Here is a 16,715-nt window from a genome sequence, read left to right as displayed (position 1 = left end):
GGCAATATGGAAATTAAACGAGTTAATCAAGAATTTTATGTTGCTGCTCAAATCACCGCTGATGATGTCGTAAAAATTGCAGATCAGGGAGTAAAGACTCTGATATGCAACCGCCCAGATGGAGAAGGTGCAGACCAACCCAATGTGATTGAAATTGAAGAAGCAGCTCAGCGACATGGTCTAAAGGTAATTTATCAACCTGTTAGCAGTGGCAAAATTACCGATCAACAAGTTGCCGAGTTTAAACAGCTTTATCAGAATGCCCAAAAACCTGTTTTAGCGTATTGCCGTTCTGGTATGCGTGCAATCAGTTTATGGGCTTTGGCCGAAGTTGCTCCAAAAGATGCAGCACTGTTAGTTGAATCTGGTAATAAACTTGGTTTTAACTTAAAAGGCCTAGTTCCACGTATTTTAAAAAGAGATCATGAACCAAGCTCAGTTCCTTGCTATAGCGTTGTGATTGTGGGAGCAGGCGCAGCTGGAATTTCTGTAGCATCAAGTTTACTGTCTCGTGAACCTCATTTGGATATTGTCATTATTGATCCGGCAGACACTCATTATTATCAACCGGGCTGGACTATGGTGGGTGGTGGTATTTTTAAACCGCACGTCACTGCACGTCCTATGACAAGTGTGATTCCTGCAAAAGTAAAATGGATGAAAGCCGCGGTCGCTGGATTCGACCCTGAGCATAATCAGGTTATTTTGGAAGGATGTCAGCCCATTCAATATAAAGCCTTAGTCGTTTGTCCTGGTTTAAAACTCAACTGGCATGGAATTGAAGGTTTAGTCGAAACCTTAGGTAAAAATGGGGTAACGTCTAACTATCGTTATGATCTAGCGCCGTATACATGGGAATTGGTGCAACAGCTAAACAGTGGAAAGGCAATCTTTACCCAGCCCCCTATGCCGATTAAATGTGCCGGTGCTCCTCAAAAAGCGATGTACCTTTCAGCTGACTACTGGTTAAAGCAAGGCAAACTAAAAGATATCTCTATACATTTTTATAACACTGGCGCTGTTTTATTTGGCGTGAAGGAATATGTACCTGCACTCATGCAATACGTCGAAAAATATGGCGCTGAACTGCATTTTAACCATCAACTAGTCAAAGTAGATGGGCCTGCAAAAAAAGCATGGTTTAAGGTAGTGAATGATGAAAATGCAGCATTAGTCGAGACCGATTTCGATATGTTGCATGTTGTTCCACCACAACAAGCCCCAGATTTTATTCGTGCAAGTACTCTCACTGATGATGCAGGCTGGGTGAGTGTAAATCCTCAAACTTTACAACACATACAGCATGCCAATATTTTCGCTTTAGGTGATGTGATGAATGCGCCTAATGCCAAAACGGCTGCTGCTGCACGCGCACAAGCTCCGATCGTCGCTGTGAATGTGATAACGCAGCTCAAGGGTGAACAAAACTTCTGTGAATACAATGGGTATGGCTCATGTCCACTCACAGTAGAGCGTGGAAAAATCGTTCTAGCCGAGTTTGGTTACGGCGGTAAATTGCTTCCTAGTTTTCCAAAATGGGTGATTGATGGACAAAAACCATCTCGTTTGGCTTGGTTGCTTAAAGAACAGATTTTGCCACCGATTTACTGGCAAGGCATGCTCAAAGGCCGCGAGTGGATGGTCAAACCTGAGCGAGGATAAGTAAAGCAACGCTTTACCCGAGCGCAAGACGAGAGCTGTGCTCGAGTGGAAGAGGATAAGTAAAGCAACGCTTTACCCTGAGAAGCGGCTAAAGCTTCGCAAGAAGGCGAAAGCTGTGCTCGAGTGGAAGAGGATAAGTAAAGCAACGCTTTGTCCTGAGAAGCGCTTGAAGCTTCGCAAGAAGGCGAAAGCTGTGCTCGAGTGGAAGAGGATAAACAAAGCAGCGCCTTACCCTGTGAAGCGACTGAAGCTTCGCAAGAAGATGAGAATTTGCTTATTCATCAAATGGCAGTCCACAGCAAATGAAATATATGCAATTTTAGGCTTTTGATATGTTATTACTTGTCGTTGAAGGCATTGTGATTGGCTTTTTACTTGGTCTTACTGGTGCGGGTGGCGGTATTCTCGCTGTACCCGCACTCATGACAAGTCAAGGCTGGACAGTGGCTCAAGCAGCGCCTATTGGTTTGCTGGCTGTCGCGCTATCTACCCTGATTGGGACTATTGAAGGCTTATTTAAAAAGATTGTGCGCTATCGCGCTGCAATCTGGATAGCAATTATTGGTACTCCAATGGCCCATATTGGAATCTTAATATCCAATACGATTTCACCTGTCTGGCTCATGTTAATGTTTAGCTTGGTTATGTTTACAGTGGGTTATCGACTCATCAGTAACCGAGTTTCAGATTTCCATAACCCGCCGTGTCAGGTCAACCCAAGTACAGGGCGATTTATCTGGAATTTTAAAACTGGTGGTGTACTTGCTGGCATTGGAATTATTGCGGGGCTTTTAACTGGTATGCTAGGTGTTGGTGGTGGCTTTGTAATTGTACCAGCGCTTAGAAAAGTCACAAATTTGGATATGCATAGCATTGTTGCAACCTCACTTATGATTATTTTTCTCATTAGTGGCATAAGTATTGTGATGCATATTGCAGAAGGTTTTCACTATCCAGTAGGCATTACCAGTGCGTTTGCTCTTGCATGTGTAGCAGGCATGCTATTAGGTCGTCGAGCTATTCGCTTTATTCCACCTACGATTGTACAAAAAGTCTTTGCTTTAATGGTTTTTGCTGTCGCAATTTATATGGTCATTAAGATTGTTAATCTAACAAATATCTGAGCGATATAGTATTTTAACTTATCTATATAAATATAAAGTTTCCAGAGATGATGCATTGAAATTGTCTATGGAAACTTTTTGATTTAAATCATATAAATTTTTGAGAAAGCGATATGAAGCGAGTTAACGTGGCAATTTGTGGTTTTGGACGGATTGGGCAACAAATTGCAGAGCTTCTTTTAAATCGATCGACATACTATAAACAAAAATATCAAGTTGATGCCCGTTTAGTGGGTGTCTGTAATTCATCTTCAGGTTTAATTGACCAAGATGGTTTACAAGCTTCAAAGTGGCTAGATAAAGCACAATATCAAGAAGGTCTCACTGAACAAAAGTTTTTACAACAGGTTCAGGCGGATGTCATTATTGAGACTGGCCCAAGTGATTATGTGACAGGTGGAAAAGGCCTATTTTATTTAAATTATGCTTTAACACATAACATGAATGCGATTGCAGTATCTAAAGGTGCTTTAGTCGTAGAAGGTAAAAAACTAATTAACTTGGCACATCAGCACAATAAAAAACTATTTTTTAGCGGCGCGACGGCTGCGGCTTTACCGACTGTTGATTTGTTTGAATATAACTTGGCTGGTTGCCAAATTTTAGAAATAGAAGGTGTGTTTACAGGCACCACAAATTTTATTTTGAATGATATGTTGCAACACGAATGTGCATTTACAGAATCTCTTGAAAAAGCTCAAGTAAAAGGTATTGCGGAACCTGACAGTTCTTTCGATGTAGATGGATGGGATACCGCTGCTAAAATTACAATACTAGCCAATACTGTTTTGGGAGCTGATATAAAAATTAAAGATATTCCAAGACAAGGAATCAGTCATGTAACTGCCGATCATATACGTGATTGGAAAAATGAAAATCTAACTCCTCGTTTGGTTGGTTTTATTCATATTAAAAATCAGCAAATTCAAACGGGTGTTGAATTAAGACTAGTTGCAGCAAATCATCCTTTTGCTCATTTGCAAGGTTCTAATAAATGCATACGAGTGTTAACGCAAGAGATGGGTGAGTTTGTGGTCAGTGGAGGGGCATCTGCGCCTTTAGCTACAGCAGCTGCAGCTTTAAAAGATTTCGAGTTATTGCTAAAAACGGGCTGTTAAAATTAATTATGATTTATAAAAAAGCAGGCTTAGGCCTGCTTCTCACAACTTTTTTGACTATTAAATAACTTTTTTCCAATTTCTAACTTACTAAACATTAAGTAATTGCCAAGTAAAATTAATAAAATTCCAAGTACAGCATTTAAAGTCCACTCATATCCTTCAAAGAAAGTAGAAACTGTTAAAGCAACTAAAGGGAAGAGCAACGTGCTATAAGCTGCTTTGGCTGCGCCAATTCGTCCAACCAGAGAAAAATAAGCAGAGAACCCAATAACTGTACCAAATACAGCCAAGTAAAGTACCGAACTTAAAAATGGGAAATTCATCGGTGGCATTAAATCTTGTCCTGTAAATAAAGCTAGACTTAACATCACCAATGCACCATAAGTCATGGCATAACAGTTTGTTGAAAAGATATTTAGACCACGTTTTTGGTGTCTAACACTAATCATATTTCCTAAAGAAAAACCGTAAGTGCCTATTGCACATAGCCCAATACCCATTAATAACTGCGCATTAAACTGACTATTAATGAGGTCATGCCAAAACAGTAGAACAATACCACTTAGACCCAAAAGTGCAGCTGGCGCAAAGTTTGGAGAAGGTTTCTGTTTAAAAAAGATAAGCGCATTAATGGCATTAAAGAAAACAGCCATCGAAAAAATGACAGACTCTAAACCGCTATTTACATATTTAACCGCAGTATAAAAACAAATAAAGTTTAGGCCGAAAACACAGAGTCCTTGTAGCATACAAAACAAGTGATCTTTTAAAGCAATTCGCTGTAATTTTCCTGAAAATAGTAAAACAACCCACAGTAATAAGGCTGAAATGGCAAAACGCCATAAAATTGCGACAACGGGTGTTGCATAGTGGCTTTGAACGGCAATTCCAATCCATGTTGTTCCCCAAATCAACACCACCGCAACATAGAGTAAAATATTCATAACTTCATCCTCGATTACCAAGCTTAAGTATCTAGGAATGCTTCATTTTTCACGTATATATTCTTGTGTTATACATGCAAGATCTTGCGTTTTTTATAGATCTAAACTAGCTGAACTTTGCTGAATATGGTTAACTTAAGCTCAATGATATTCGTTTTAATTTTGCATGGCCTATCAAACTTTAGAACAGCTACAGCAATCTAAAGCCAAGCTTCACGAAACTGTGGTGCTTGATGAAAATATGCAACTTGCATTTTGGTCTAATCAGCAAGATCGTGTAAGTGTCTGTAGCGATCATCACACTCTAAGTCTGTATATTCAAGATGGCTATGAAAGCTATCAAAAAACACCTGCGGGCTGGAAAAATGGCGGTGGGCCGGGGCGTTTTTGTTTGTTGCCTGAACATCAGGAATCAACTTGGGACATACGTGGTGGGCTTAAATTCGTTCACTTGTATTATACCGACCAACATTTGCGTGATGTTGCCGAAAAAATATGGGACAAAGAACCGAATCAAATTCAACTAAACGAAGTTGCATTTAGTGATGATGAACGGATTCGAGCACTTTATCAGTTCTTCTTACTAGATTGTGATTGGCAAGATTCTTCAAACCATTTACAAATGAGTACAACAGCAAGTTTGTTGTTGAATCATTTAATTCGAAGATACAGTAGTGTTCAATGGCAACAGCCTGCCATTAAAGGCGGACTGGCACCTCATAAACTCAAATATATTCAAGAATGGATTGAAGATCATCTAGGTCAGGCGCTCGCTTTGTCAGACTTGGCAAATGTTGTGAATTTAAGCGAATACCATTTTGCTCATATGTTTAAACAGTCCATGAATATGGCGCCTCACCAATATGTCATGCAAAGACGTTTAACTAAGGCAAAAGGGCTAATTCAGTCATCTCAGCTTTCTTTACAAGATATTGCCCTAGTTTGTGGGTTTAGTTCAGCGAGTCATTTAAGCCATCGCTTTAAACAGTTTTATGGCATGAGTCCTTCACAATTACGTTAAAAGACCCATGACTCATTTTTATAAAAGATAAATACCTAAACCAATTAGTGCTGATACAAAAATGACATAGAGTACATTAATGTTAAAGCGGAATAAGGCAATAAATGCAGCCACAGTAATGATCGCCGAGATAACATCAAAGTGACCGGAAAAACCGTGTGGCCATAGCACGTGATAACTAAAAAATAATGCTAGATTTAAAATGACACCGACCACAGCCGCGGTAATCGCAGTGAGTGGTGCCGTAAACTTTATTTCATTATGAGTAGATTCAATAAAAGGGCCACCTGCAAAAATAAATACAAATGAAAAGAGAAAGGTAAACCAAGTCACAATGACAGCACCGAGCGCTCCAGCAAAAAATAGATGTTCAGGCCCAAGTAATGAATGATTAACGCCTCCTAAAAAACCAACAAAGGCAACGACCATAATCAGTGGACCGGGGGTAGTTTCACCTAAAGCTAAACCATCAATCATTTGCGTAGGTGAAAGCCAACCAAAATGATTCACAGCCCCTTGATAGACGTAAGGTAAAACCGCGTAAGCACCCCCAAACGTGAGCAAAGCAGCTTTAGTGAAAAACCACGCCATTTGCGTATAAGAATGATGCCATCCAAAATATGCGCCTAAAGCTAAAATTGGCAATAACCATAAAGCGATTGCCACAAAAATAAGTTTAGCTAATCGTGACCAATGGAATTTAGCATGCTCTGGTGTCGGGGTATCATCATCAATAAATGCCGGGCCATAATCTTTCTGACTAGTTTTATGTCCAGCTGCTGAGGAAAGTAGCTCAGGGTACTTTTTACTTACTAAATAACCTGCTATGCCAGCAGATAAAACAATAAGTGGGAAAGGAAGCTTTAAGACAAAAATGGCAAGAAACGCTGCAAATGCCACGAACCATAAAAACTTGTTTTTAAGTGAACGACTACCTATACGGTAAGTTGCATGAAAGACAATTGCGGTGACGGCAGGCTTTATCCCGTAAAAAATACCTGCAATAACCGGAACATCTCCAAATTTTATATAAACCCAAGACAGCCCAATTAAAATAAATAAAGACGGTAGTACAAATAGAATGCCTGCGACTAATCCTCCCGCAGTTCTATGCATAAGCCAACCAATGTAGGTCGCTAATTGCTGCGCTTCAGGGCCGGGTAACAGCATGCAGTAGTTAAGTGCATGGAGAAATCTTTTTTCAGATATCCAGCGCTTTTGTTCAACGAGTTCCTGATGCATCACAGCGATTTGTCCAGCTGGCCCGCCAAAGCTAATAAAGCCTAACTTGAGCCAAAATAAAAAGGCTTGCCAGAAGGTGACTTGAATAATACTTTCAGGTAAAGGGGATTTTTCGTTTTCCATTTTTTATCCCATCAAAAAATTGATTTATATAGATCAGCAGCATCAAACTCAAAATTGCTAATGAATTAAGCAGGTGCGTTGTACTATGTAGTTATAAGATACAGAACAAAAATGAATTTCTTATTATTTTAAAAAGATATTCTTCTAAAAAAAGCTCTAGAAGAATATCTAACTTTTAGTTTTTAGTGATCATGTTCTAAATAATCTGGATTTTTCGGAAGCGCAAGGCTACATAAGAAACAGATAATCAGCATGACAATGACGTAAATAAAGAAAGTATTTTCAATTCCAGCAGCTTTGAACTGTAAGGCAACTGAAGGTGCAGAACCACCAAACAGCGCATTACCTACTGCATACGAAAAACCTACGCCTAAAGCTCGTACATGAGGTGGGAACATTTCAGCTTTTACCAAACCACTAATAGAGGTATAGAAACTGAGTAACATCATCATAAAGATGAGTAGCAGGGCAATAATAATCGGAGAGTCAATATTGGCACGCATCCCGACCACCATGACTGGATAGATAAAAATGGCGGACAATAAGCTAAATGCCAACATTGAAGAGCGGCGCCCAATACGATCGGATATTGCACCAAATACAGGTTGAGCACACATATAGACAAATAGCGCGAAGGTCATGATATAACCAACGGTTTTTCCATCCATCCCTAAATTGGTCAAATAGGTTTTTGAATAAACAGTTTCTACATAAAACGTTAATGAACCAGCAGAAGTGTATCCGACCACCAATAAAAAGGTTTTCCAATGCTTTTTAAAGAGTTCTCTTAAGCTACCAGACTCTTTACGTTCGCTGTCTTGATGTGAAAGCGTTTCTTCTAAACGACTACGGGCAAGTAAAGATAAAATTGCCGCGATACCACCAATTACGAACGGAATACGCCAACCGCCGTCATGTAATTGTTGCTCACTTAAAAATGCCAACAAAATAACGCCAAGTAAGCTTGCGAGTAACTGACCACCAGAGAGGGTGACATACTGGAAAGACGAGTAAAAACCACGCTGACCTTTTAAGCCTAGTTCACTCATATAAGTTGCAACTGCACCATACTCGCCACCCACAGATAAGCCTTGAAGTAATCGCACTACAAGTAAAAGAAAGGGTGCAAATAAACCAACTTGGTCATAAGTTGGCAAAGCTGCAAACAAAAATGAGCTTAGGGCCATCAGACAGATTGAGATAATCATCGACTTTTTTCGACCATGTCGGTCTGCGATGCGTCCAAATACCCAACTACCAATCGGACGCATAAAGAAACTTGCAGCAAACACACCCCAAACATAAATAGACTTAGTCGTACTATCCATATCTGGTGCGGTTAGGGCTTGAGTAAAGTAGGCAGCAAATACTGCATAGATATAAAAGTCGAACCATTCAACTAAATTACCAGAGGCTGCGCCTACAATCCCACGTATCCGGCTACGTTTTTCTTCCTGAGTATATGTCATATTTATTCCATCGTTTTGTAGACAAAAACTAGGAATTTTTTAGGGATGCTATACAGAAAATAGAATGAAACATTAAAAATCACTCGACCTTGAGCACTTCCTTAAAATTCCTAACCATTCATTTTTTCTAATTTTAAAATTCGATTCTAGTAAAATTACGTCCTTTTGTTCGATTTAAAGATAAATTAACCAATGATCGAACATTTCCTTTCATTCAATTTGATAATGAATTGCATTTAAAATCATTGAGCTAATTTTAAAAATATATCTATTGTTAAATTTCTCCTGACTCCTCTAGTTTTGAGCTTAGTTTCATTTTTGCTATTTTGTAATACTTAAAAAGTTATAACCTCAATTTCAAAGAAAATAAAAGAAATTTATATATTGATAAGTAAGTGCATAAAAGTTGCATCAAATTCACTTAATCGAAAAAATACAGAATGTGTTGTTTCTCAATATGGGTGCCTGTATTCTTGCGTGGCTGAAAAATAGGGCACATAACCGTTTTTTAGCTTTATAAATTATGCTCGCTATGGCAGGTAACTATTCAATGGAAAGACGCGCGTTAAATCTTTACTTCATGACATGCTCTAAAACAGCATTGGCTTCATCTATTGCACTTATAAGCTCTGTAGTTTATGCAAATGAAGCGGAGGTTTCGCAGCTCCCAACCATTACTGTGAATGCCACACAAAATAGTGATGCGCTATACACCTCAAAGAAAGTTAATCTATCTGGTTTTCAAACTGGCGATGTAAAGAAAGTTCCTGCCTCCATTACAACCATTACTTCTGAGCGTCTAGCAGATCAGCACGCAAAAACACTCACCGATGTTATTAAAAATGATTCATCGCTAGGCGATGGCTACGCTGCTATTGGCTATTATCCAAACTTTGTCGCTCGTGGTTTCGCACTCGATTTAGGTTCAAGTTATCTCATTAATGGTCATAGTATACGTGGTGAGCAAAATGTTGCTTTAGAAAATAAAGAGCAAGTTGAAATCTTAAAAGGTATTTCTGCGATTCAAAGTGGAATGTCGACACCCGGTGGTGTGGTTAACTACGTGACCAAAAGACCTGCTGATGTTAAAACTATTACCGTTGATGCAAATTCAGAAGGCGGCTATACACTGGCAACGGATGTAGGCGGCTTTGTTAATGACAATTTTGGTTATCGCGTTAATTTAGCGCATGAAAGTATCCACCCAAACGTTGATCACGCAAATGGTAAACGTGAGTTTGGTTCAGTTGCTTTAGACTGGAAAATTAATGATCGCTCTAAATTACTGTTTGATATTGAAGCTCAGCGTCAAAGCCAACGCTCAGTACCAGGCTATCAACTGCTTGATGGACAAGAAGTACCAACAAATGTAGACCAAGACCGTTTATTGGGTTACCAGTCTTGGAGTAAACCTGTTGTAAATAACAGTTTAAATGCGAGTTTAAAGTATCAATACGCTTTTAATGATCAATGGAATGGTAGCTTAAGTGCATCACAAAGCCGTGTTGTGATTGATGATAATAGTGCTTTCCCATGGGGATGTTATAGCAGCATTTGTGAAGTTACTGGCTTGGGCAATACTTTTGATAAACACGGTAATTATGATATTTACGATTTTCGTAGTCCAGATGACACACGCATTACTAACCAGTTTGCAGCTGGGTTAAATGGTGAATTCAACACTGGTAACATTCAGCATCAAATCGCTTTTGAATTACAACGTACTTATAAAACCTTAAAGCACCATACACCTTTGAATGTAGCGGTAGGAACAGGCAATATCTATGAAGATACGATCGACTACAGTCCATCATCAGAAAGTCCAGGCGATCGTTACAAAGCTCTAGAGAGTGATCAGACTGCATTTACTGTATCTGACCGAGTTCAATTTAATGATCAGTGGTCAACTTTATTGGGTGGGAAACTTATTCACCTTGATGAGCAAGCTTATAATTCAGATGGGCAGCAAAGCCGTGATACGGATTTAAACAAATTCTTGCCACAATTAGCGCTCATGTATAGCCCAACTACTACAACTAATCTTTATGCTTCATATGCTAAAGGTTTATCAGATGGTGGTGAAGCACCATGGTTTGCTAATAATGCTTTAGAAGTTCTATCACCTAAAAACTCTGAACAATATGAACTTGGAGTTAAACAACAGATACGCAACTTCTTGGTAACAGCAGCTATTTTTGATTTAAAACAAGATAATCAATATAGCAAAGTAAATGCAGATGGAACTTTCGATTTTGTTGAACAAGGTGAGCAACACAATCAAGGTATTGAGTTAGGTTTAACGGGTGCCTTAACCGATACACTCGATGTAAGTTCAGGTGTTACCTATACCAAATCTCGTCTTGTTGATATTGATACTGACAACTACAAAGGTCATCAGACTCAAAATGTACCGAAAATCCGCGCAACTGCGCAGCTATCTTATAAAGTTCCTTCTGTTGAAGGATTACGATTACTGAGTGGTATGCAATACAGCAGCAGTAAATATGCAAATAAAGAGGCAACGGCAAAAGTAGGTGGGTACAGTGTCTTTAATATTGGTGCTGCCTATAAAACAAATTTTGCTGGGCATGACACAACTTTTAGACTCAATATTGATAACTTATTTAATAAGAAATATTGGCGTGATGTAGGGGCATTTATGGGTGATGACTATTTATTCTTAGGTAATCCACGTACAGCCCAGTTCTCTACAACGTTTAGTTTTTAAAAAATTATGAAACAAATAAAAAGGAGCTTTAAAAGCTCCTTTTTATTTTTCAGGAATTAAGCCGACATTTTTGGTTTAACCATATTATTAATCGACAAGATATCATCAAGCACTTGAGTTGATAATAAACCTTCTTTTTGAACTAAAGCCAATACGCTTTGTCCAGTTTCGTTTGCAGTTTTAGCAATACGAGTTGTAGTTTCATAACCCAAATATGGGTTGAGTGCAGTCACAATACCAATTGAGTTTTCAACTAAAGCTTTACAGTGTTCAGGATTCGCCGTAATTGTATCAATACACTTGCTTTGGAACATTGCCATTGCTCTACCAAGTAAATCCATAGACTCAAATAGTTTAAATGCAATAAGCGGTTCCATTGCATTTAACTGTAATTGGCCAGCTTCAGCAGCTAAAGTTACTGACAAATCGTTTGCAATAATTTGGAAGCAAGCTAGGTTCATCGCTTCAGGAATAACAGGGTTTACTTTACCCGGCATAATTGAACTACCAGGTTGACGCGCTTCTAAGTTAATTTCATTAATGCCAGTACGTGGGCCACTAGAAAGTAAACGCAAGTCATTAGCAATTTTTGAAAGTTTCGTAGCAGTACGTTTTAATAGACCAGATAAAAGAACAAAGTCACCCATATCTGAAGTTGCTTCAATTAAATCTGGAGCTGACTTAATTTTCTTATCAGAGATTTTTGCAAGTGCCTGAATAGCCAGTTCGCGGTAATTATATTCAGTCGTAATTCCCGTACCAATTGCTGTACCACCAAGGTTCATATAAGCTAAAACATTTGGAATAAGCGTATTAATTTGCTCAAGATCTTTCTGCAAGGTAACTGCAAATGCACCAAACTCTTGACCTAAAGTCATAGGTACAGCGTCTTGTAATTGAGTACGGCCCATTTTTAAAATGTGCGCAAACTCTTGAGATTTGTTAAGAAAACTTAAAATTAAATTGTTAAAAGGAAGATTTAACTCATCTAAGCTTAATAACAGACCTAAACGGATTGCAGTAGGGTATACGTCATTTGTTGACTGCGACATATTAATGTCGTTATTTGGATGCAAGTATTGATATTGCCCTTTAGAATGGCCCATATATTCCAAAGCAACATTTGCTAATACTTCATTTGCATTCATATTAGTTGAAGTACCAGCACCGCCTTGCATCATGTCGATTGGGAACTGGTCATGGAAATTACCACGAATAAGCTGATTACAGCTGTATTCAATTGCTTCGAATTTAGTTTGATCTAGGTTTTTAAGATTATAGTTTGCTTCAGCACAAGCTAGTTTAACCATAGCTAATGCTTTAATTAAATTAGGAAAATTTCCAACTTTGCTATTTGTTAAGTTGAAATTTTCTAAAGCACGTAATGTTTGAACTCCGTAATAATGGTCATTGTTGATTTCTCGATGACCAATAAGATCCTTCTCAATACGGGTAGTAATATCAGCGTTCATCATTAAACTTCGATTCATTAAAGATGATTCATCTTAGAATTCGAAATGCTTCACTTCTAATGCATTTATTAAACCAATTATGCATTTTTTGCATATCAAAAAATGAGTTAAGCTAAAATGAATAGTTAAAAATTGAATAGATCAATAGACTTAATTTCTATTAATATTTAATTATTTCAAATAATTATATTCATAGTTGATGTGCAGAATTGTAAAAATGATTACGTCAATTGAGTGTTTTAAATATGGTTAGGCCATAATTTTATTTTTTAAAAACAGTAAATTTAATTGAAATTTCATGTGAATATTAATTTTAAAGAACAAATAATGAGCTTTGTTTAATAAATTTTAATAAAATTGTGATGCATTTCACATAAAAATACATATAATACAGAAAATTTTGATTTATTAAGTTTATGTTAAAAGTAACTGCTGGATTATTAATATTGGGAAGTTTTGCTTGCTATCTTCTTTGGGGCACTGAAGAAAAAGCTGAAACCAAAAGTTCACACATGCTTAAAGAGGCTGAGCAATCAATAAAAAATGCTGAGCTATCCATTCAAAAAGCAAAGCAAAATATTCCAACTGCATCGTATCGATGAGTTATAGCTTGAGATTGTTGTCTATTAAATAATCTCTTGATTCAAAATTATTGAGATGTAAGCGCTGTAAGAGACAAATGCATGAGAATGAAGTTTATTGCATATGACCCTAATTCTGGTGAAAAATTAAGCTTAAAAGAGCATGTTCATCACATGGATAAATATACAACTTATGTTTTTTTTAGCGATGAAAAAGACAACATGGTATTTAATCCACAAAAAAAACAAATATTTGAAATTAGTCAATATACTGCAAATATGATGGTTGAAATTTCAAGAAAATTATACTACTTGATTGGAGAGTATTAGTTTGCTTTGAATATCTCCTTTGTCCATAAAGTCATTATTGTGAATGATGACTTTATAAGTTCAAAATAAGCAAATCGATACTTTAGTATAATAGTCGGAATTGAATTTTCACCTTATACTCTTTATAAATATTGTATGAAATACAATTAATTATTATCACTACATAGAACTTGAAAATAAGTTGTAGTAATTATTCATTAAATTTATTTTTACTTTATAAGCTATTGTAAGAGTAAATAAAAGATTCTTATTTCTTGGTGAAATAAAAATGGGAAAAGTTGTTTAATCAGATTTTATGATTGCTCTTAAAGTTGAATAGTGTACTAATTTAATAGCATCAAAATTTAGTCAATAACTTAACAATGGGTTATTGAAACAGTTCATAGTCCGCATTCTTCCCCAAGATGCGGACTTTTTTTATCCAAATTTTACTTCATTCCTGAAGCTATATTTTTTATAAAAAATGATTAAATAAAAGCCTATAGTTATTTCTAAAACTTATTTAGTTGAACTGAATTATTTATTTTTCTGATGTTCTTTTATTCATTGATTTCAAAAATTTTTTTTATTAGATCGTACTTATGTTCATCTCTTAACGTGTTAAAACAAAACCTATTATTCTCTTATCTTGTTTTCTATGTCAGAATTATTAAATACTTCATTTTCATAGTTTGGCATTGTCCAATCTTTTCTCGCATTTTTGCAGGTACTCCCTATGTTTTACCATTTTTATTCATCTCTACATTTATTCATACGACTTCCCAAAAATATCAATTAATAAAATTATAAATATAAAAGGGAATAGATAAGATGAATTTAGAAGTTCGCTGGGTAGAGGATCTCCTCACTCTAGAGCGTGAACGCTCAATTTCAAAAGCAGCAGAGAAAAGGTTCATTAGCCAATCTGCCTTTACTCGAAGAATTCAGCAAATTGAAGAAATGATTGGTGCTGAAGTCATTATTAGAAACAATAAGAACAATATCGAATTTACAGACATTGGACGAATTTTGTTGGTAATGTCTAAAAACATTGAAAAGCAAGTCGAGGAGACCGCAAAACTCATTAAAAATATTAAAAATGAAACTGAATCTACTATTCGTTTTTGTGTTGTTCACTCATTAGCTTCAGGTTTTTTAACAACATTTTTAAAGAAATTTCCTACTCTTATTCGTGATTTAAAAATTGAAATTGTCGCAACCAATAGTGGAGAGGGGCTGTCTTTGTTAAAAGAAGGCGCCTGTGATTTCATGATTTGCTATGCAGATAAAAGCAATATTAGAAAAGTTGGAGATGATATTTTAAGTGGTATTAAAATTGCCGAAACAGTTATTGTTCCTGTTTCTGCTACAGAACCTGACCATAGCCCTAAACATACAATACAAAGTAATTTTGCTCTGCTTGCCTATAGCAAACATGCTTACTTAAGAAAACTGGTAGACCAACTGATAGAAGGTAAACTTGTTTATAAAACGTTATATGAAACGGACAATGCAACTAACTTAAAAGAACTGGTTTTACAAGGTTTAGGGGTTGCATGGATTCCGAAAATTAACGTTGAAGAAGACCTTGCAGCTGGAAAATTAGTTATTTTAGATCAGCAAGAATATTGCCTTGCGCAAGATATTTATATCTTTAAAAATAATTTGAGCGATAATAAATCGGTACAACAAATATGGAATGGTTTTAAAGCCCAGCAAGAACAATAACGCATACTCATTCGCAAGATGAAGTACACGATATTTATATATAAATTAATCAAATAAGTAGATTATGCTTAGGTCTTCATGATGAAAGGCATGATAAAGCATTGCCCCTCATCTAAGTTCTTTGCTAATTTAGAGTAAATTTCAATAAGTCAAAAGTAGGGTATAGGAATCTTTCTATGATTTATACCTGTTTTTGAACTTATTTCACTGGATTATTGAGTCCAAGCGGAGACAATTTTGTTTGATCTAGACAGTAGATTATTAAATATTTTTTATCATATTTATCGGTTCAAAAGTGTTTCAATGGCTGCAGATGCTATTGGTTTAACACAGCCGAGTGTAAGTAACGGTCTAAACAAAATTCGCCAACATTTTAATGATCCTTTGTTTATTCGAGTTGGAAATGAAATGATTCCGACCGAACTTGCAAAGCAGATTTTCCCTTTAATTAGTGAAGTTATTGATAAAGTTGAAAGTATTAATAACTTTAATGTGAACTTTGATCCGTTAACGTCAGATCAGCTGTTTACCATTGCGATGACTGATGTATCACATTTGGTTTTATTGCCTCAGTTAACTAACTATTTAAAAGAAAAAGCACCTCTCATTCGTTTAAATATTAGACCAATTACGCCAGAAACCAGTTATCAAATGGCAAATGGTGAAATTGATTTAGCGATAGGTTTCTTGCCACAATTAGAAGAAGGTTTTTATCAGCAGAAGTTTTTCCGTCAACACTATGTTGTGATTAGCTCAAAAAGCCACCCGCGTTTAGACCCGAATAACTTTACTTTAGAAGATTATATGCGCGAATATCATATCGATATTGATGCAGGTATTGGGCATTATCACATTAAAAATGAGCTACAAAATAAAGGGTTGGATCGAAATATTTTAATTCGCTTACCAAGTTACTTAGGTGTAGGTTTAGTTGTTCAGGAAACAGATGCGATTGCCACTGTTCCATATTATTTAAGCCAAGTTTTATTGGTTAGAGAGAACTTACAAATTTTACCTGCACCGCTTGATTTTCCAACTTATGACGTTAAGCAACATTGGCATATGTCTTGCCACCATAAGAGTAGTCATAAATGGTTCCGTCAAACTTGCTATGAGCTATTTAAAACAGCTTAAGAATTTTATTTATAAAAAAGAAGATGCAAGGAAAGTCCTTACATCTTCTTTTAATTT

The 16,715-nt window shown here is 36.6% G+C and carries 13 protein-coding genes; 9 read left to right on the top strand and 4 right to left on the bottom strand.

Going from position 1 to position 16,715, the window contains the following annotated elements:
• Positions 1-6: 6 nt before the first annotated feature.
• The 3 genes from ACLCEG_RS01730 (at position 7) to ACLCEG_RS01720 (ending at position 3,904) form a co-directional block, all read left to right on the top strand.
• The gene (locus ACLCEG_RS01730) at positions 7-1,662 is read left to right on the top strand and encodes a TIGR01244 family sulfur transferase (protein ID WP_410565306.1); all 1,656 of its coding nucleotides are present in this window, start codon (positions 7-9) and stop codon (positions 1,660-1,662) included.
• Between the two features lie 332 nt (positions 1,663-1,994).
• Positions 1,995-2,786, top strand: coding sequence for a sulfite exporter TauE/SafE family protein (locus tag ACLCEG_RS01725; RefSeq protein ID WP_134261677.1), 792 nt, complete (start codon positions 1,995-1,997; stop codon positions 2,784-2,786).
• A 113-nt stretch (positions 2,787-2,899) separates the two neighbouring features.
• Positions 2,900-3,904 carry a homoserine dehydrogenase gene (locus ACLCEG_RS01720; protein WP_410565304.1) on the top strand — a complete coding sequence of 335 codons (1,005 nt, stop codon included), beginning with the start codon at positions 2,900-2,902 and terminating at the stop codon, positions 3,902-3,904.
• Between the two features lie 29 nt (positions 3,905-3,933).
• Here ACLCEG_RS01720 and ACLCEG_RS01715 read toward each other — a convergent pair whose 3' ends face one another.
• Positions 3,934-4,851 (bottom strand): DMT family transporter, encoded by a 918-nt coding sequence (locus ACLCEG_RS01715; RefSeq protein ID WP_019459090.1) that lies wholly within the window; start codon positions 4,849-4,851, stop codon positions 3,934-3,936.
• A 166-nt stretch (positions 4,852-5,017) separates the two neighbouring features.
• Between ACLCEG_RS01715 and ACLCEG_RS01710 the strand changes: the two genes are divergently transcribed.
• Positions 5,018-5,872 carry a helix-turn-helix domain-containing protein gene (locus tag ACLCEG_RS01710; RefSeq protein WP_004701771.1) on the top strand — a complete coding sequence of 285 codons (855 nt, stop codon included), beginning with the start codon at positions 5,018-5,020 and terminating at the stop codon, positions 5,870-5,872.
• Positions 5,873-5,890: 18 nt separating this feature from the next.
• Here the strand turns inward: ACLCEG_RS01710 and chrA are convergent, their stop codons facing one another.
• Both chrA and ACLCEG_RS01700 read right to left on the bottom strand, forming a co-directional pair.
• Complete coding sequence (gene chrA / locus ACLCEG_RS01705) at positions 5,891-7,237, bottom strand: chromate efflux transporter (protein WP_410565301.1); 1,347 nt, start codon at positions 7,235-7,237, stop codon at positions 5,891-5,893.
• A gap of 182 nt (positions 7,238-7,419) precedes the next feature.
• Positions 7,420-8,706: an MFS transporter gene (locus ACLCEG_RS01700; RefSeq protein WP_004701769.1), complete on the bottom strand. Its 1,287-nt coding sequence runs from the start codon at positions 8,704-8,706 to the stop codon at positions 7,420-7,422.
• 523 nt (positions 8,707-9,229) lie between these two features.
• Here ACLCEG_RS01700 and ACLCEG_RS01695 point away from each other — a divergent pair.
• Entirely contained in the window at positions 9,230-11,434 is a 2,205-nt protein-coding gene (locus ACLCEG_RS01695; protein WP_410565298.1) for a TonB-dependent siderophore receptor, read from the top strand.
• Positions 11,435-11,490: 56 nt separating this feature from the next.
• Here the strand turns inward: ACLCEG_RS01695 and ACLCEG_RS01690 are convergent, their stop codons facing one another.
• Positions 11,491-12,909 (bottom strand): aspartate ammonia-lyase, encoded by a 1,419-nt coding sequence (locus tag ACLCEG_RS01690; protein WP_410566530.1) that lies wholly within the window; start codon positions 12,907-12,909, stop codon positions 11,491-11,493.
• Positions 12,910-13,322: 413 nt separating this feature from the next.
• On the opposite strand from ACLCEG_RS01690, the gene ACLCEG_RS01685 reads away from it, so the two are divergent.
• From ACLCEG_RS01685 to ACLCEG_RS01670, 4 genes are all read left to right on the top strand, one after another.
• A complete protein-coding gene (locus tag ACLCEG_RS01685; protein WP_004701766.1) occupies positions 13,323-13,508 on the top strand; it encodes a hypothetical protein in 186 nt (61 codons plus the stop codon).
• A gap of 87 nt (positions 13,509-13,595) precedes the next feature.
• The gene (locus ACLCEG_RS01680; protein WP_077164232.1) at positions 13,596-13,817 is read left to right on the top strand and encodes a hypothetical protein; all 222 of its coding nucleotides are present in this window, start codon (positions 13,596-13,598) and stop codon (positions 13,815-13,817) included.
• 810 nt (positions 13,818-14,627) lie between these two features.
• Positions 14,628-15,524, top strand: coding sequence for a LysR substrate-binding domain-containing protein (locus tag ACLCEG_RS01675; protein WP_019459097.1), 897 nt, complete (start codon positions 14,628-14,630; stop codon positions 15,522-15,524).
• A 237-nt stretch (positions 15,525-15,761) separates the two neighbouring features.
• A complete protein-coding gene (locus ACLCEG_RS01670; protein WP_004887299.1) occupies positions 15,762-16,658 on the top strand; it encodes a LysR family transcriptional regulator in 897 nt (298 codons plus the stop codon).
• Positions 16,659-16,715 lie beyond the last annotated feature (57 nt).

Source organism: Acinetobacter sp. H1(2024) (assembly GCF_046557555.1).
In the GTDB taxonomy this organism is placed as follows: domain Bacteria; phylum Pseudomonadota; class Gammaproteobacteria; order Pseudomonadales; family Moraxellaceae; genus Acinetobacter; species Acinetobacter seifertii.
This window is presented reverse-complemented; position numbering and strand designations above follow the sequence as displayed.

Excerpts from the sequence above, each read along its gene's own strand:
- ACLCEG_RS01730 (WP_410565306.1), top strand. The coding sequence starts at position 7 with ATGGAAATTAAACGAGTTAATCAAGAATTTTATGTTGCTGCTCAAATC.
- ACLCEG_RS01725 (WP_134261677.1), top strand. The coding sequence starts at position 1,995 with ATGTTATTACTTGTCGTTGAAGGCATTGTGATTGGCTTTTTACTTGGT.
- ACLCEG_RS01720 (WP_410565304.1), top strand. The coding sequence starts at position 2,900 with ATGAAGCGAGTTAACGTGGCAATTTGTGGTTTTGGACGGATTGGGCAA.
- ACLCEG_RS01715 (WP_019459090.1), bottom strand. The coding sequence starts at position 4,851 with ATGAATATTTTACTCTATGTTGCGGTGGTGTTGATTTGGGGAACAACA.
- ACLCEG_RS01710 (WP_004701771.1), top strand. The coding sequence starts at position 5,018 with ATGGCCTATCAAACTTTAGAACAGCTACAGCAATCTAAAGCCAAGCTT.
- chrA (WP_410565301.1), bottom strand. The coding sequence starts at position 7,237 with ATGGAAAACGAAAAATCCCCTTTACCTGAAAGTATTATTCAAGTCACC.
- ACLCEG_RS01700 (WP_004701769.1), bottom strand. The coding sequence starts at position 8,706 with ATGACATATACTCAGGAAGAAAAACGTAGCCGGATACGTGGGATTGTA.
- ACLCEG_RS01695 (WP_410565298.1), top strand. The coding sequence starts at position 9,230 with ATGCTCGCTATGGCAGGTAACTATTCAATGGAAAGACGCGCGTTAAAT.
- ACLCEG_RS01690 (WP_410566530.1), bottom strand. The coding sequence starts at position 12,909 with ATGATGAACGCTGATATTACTACCCGTATTGAGAAGGATCTTATTGGT.
- ACLCEG_RS01685 (WP_004701766.1), top strand. The coding sequence starts at position 13,323 with ATGTTAAAAGTAACTGCTGGATTATTAATATTGGGAAGTTTTGCTTGC.
- ACLCEG_RS01680 (WP_077164232.1), top strand. The coding sequence starts at position 13,596 with ATGAAGTTTATTGCATATGACCCTAATTCTGGTGAAAAATTAAGCTTA.
- ACLCEG_RS01675 (WP_019459097.1), top strand. The coding sequence starts at position 14,628 with ATGAATTTAGAAGTTCGCTGGGTAGAGGATCTCCTCACTCTAGAGCGT.